Below are 1636 nucleotides of genomic sequence, written 5' to 3'. Positions count from 1 at the left end.
GGCTCTATACTAAATGTGGTGGTGCTTCCTGGAGTGATGGTAGTTGCAAAAAAGCAAAAAAATACACTCATACTCCCTCTTTTGTTACTCTATAATCGGCGAAAAAATAGACGAAAGAGAGGGATATGAGTGCAACGCCATCTTATCATAGATTTATTAGGAATCCAAGATAAGCACGTAGATATTTGGCATATCGAAAAAACGGAGAAAGGCTATGAAATCCAACTTTATACGAAGCAAAAACAACAAAAGTGTCCGCATTGTAAAGCTCGAACTAAACGCATTCATGCTTACCGTTGGCAACCCGTTCAAGCCATGCTTGAGGTACATCAGCCAGTCACGATCCAGTTATGCAAAACAAGGTATTTATGCACGACTTGTGAGAAAACCTTTATGGAAAAGCTGCAGTTTGTAGACCGTTACCAACGTTGTACCAATCAAATGCAAAGTACCGCCTTAGTCTATGCGGGAACCCAGTCTTTCACACAAGCCGCAAGACATGCAGGCATCACAACGAATCGGTTAATACGGATGTTTGATAGACAAACCATCCCAACAACGAAGGTCTTACCGAAAATTCTTTCGGTTGATGAATTTAAAGGAGATGCGGAAGGTGAGAAGTTTCAGACGGTGATTGTGGATGCCGAAAATAGCATGATTGTCGATGTGTTACCAGATCGTAAAATAGATACGATCAAAGCCTACTTAAGATCATGTGATACGAGTCAGGTGGAGGTCGTGGTCATGGACTTATCACAAGCCTTTAAGAAAGCGATTCGTGACGTATTGGGTGATCCATTAATTGTGGCCGATCGTTTTCATTATATGCGTCATGTCTATTGGGCATTAGATCAAGTAAGAAGAGAAGTGCAGCGCTCCTTAAGTAAGAAGGAACGTATTCGTATGAAACGTAGTAAGAAATTATTATGGAAGTCACCGAAAGCTTTAGACGAAGAAGGCAAAGAGAAAGTCCAACAAATCATTGCGATCGATCCACGTTTAAAAGAAGCGTATGAGTTAAAGAATCGATTAGATCACTGGTTTAAGACAAGTGATAAAAAGACGGTCAAAAAAGGAATGAACGTCTGTATAAAGGCAATGGAGACTTCTACTATACTAGCTTTTGAACGAGTGGCCCAGATGTTTAAGAGATGGGGAAAGGAAATTCTACATTCTTTTATTTATCCTTACAGTAACGGCATAACAGAAGGCATTAATAACACGATTAAAGTGTTGAAGCGATTGTCGTTTGGCATCCGATCGTTTCAGCGACTCCATGATAAAATATTATGGCAACAACAAGTGAAGCAAATCTTGCAGAAATAGAAGATACTATGGCTTACCATTTTAGCCACAGCAAAGCTGCTTGCCCTTGCCTGTCGTGCCTCTTCTTCGTGATTCGTTGTGTTGGGCATCGGGACCCAACCAACGAGAACGTAGAAGAGATCGGCCGTGGTACGCTCGATGTGCGGATGGAGTCGTGAAGGCTTTATTTTTCCCATCCGCCAAGGGAAATGCATCCCCATGGCCGCAAACAAAGGCAAGGGTGGCGATCTTTAGGTAAAACAGATTTACCGATTATAGAATAAAAAGGGTGGAGTAGATAAAACTACACCACCACATTTGACAAAGAACC

The 1636-nt window shown here is 41.6% G+C and carries 1 protein-coding gene; it reads left to right on the top strand.

All coding sequences use genetic code 11. The features are described from left to right. The first annotated feature begins 129 nt into the window (after positions 1-129). Complete coding sequence (locus GH715_RS21210) at positions 130-1326, top strand: ISL3 family transposase (RefSeq protein WP_163578834.1); 1197 nt, start codon at positions 130-132, stop codon at positions 1324-1326. Positions 1327-1636: the final 310 nt, after the last annotated feature.

The organism is Gracilibacillus thailandensis (assembly GCF_010994055.1).
Taxonomy (GTDB): domain Bacteria; phylum Bacillota; class Bacilli; order Bacillales; family Amphibacillaceae; genus Gracilibacillus; species Gracilibacillus lacisalsi.
Note: the sequence above shows the minus strand (reverse complement) of the source record. Positions and strands in the feature narration are given on the sequence as shown.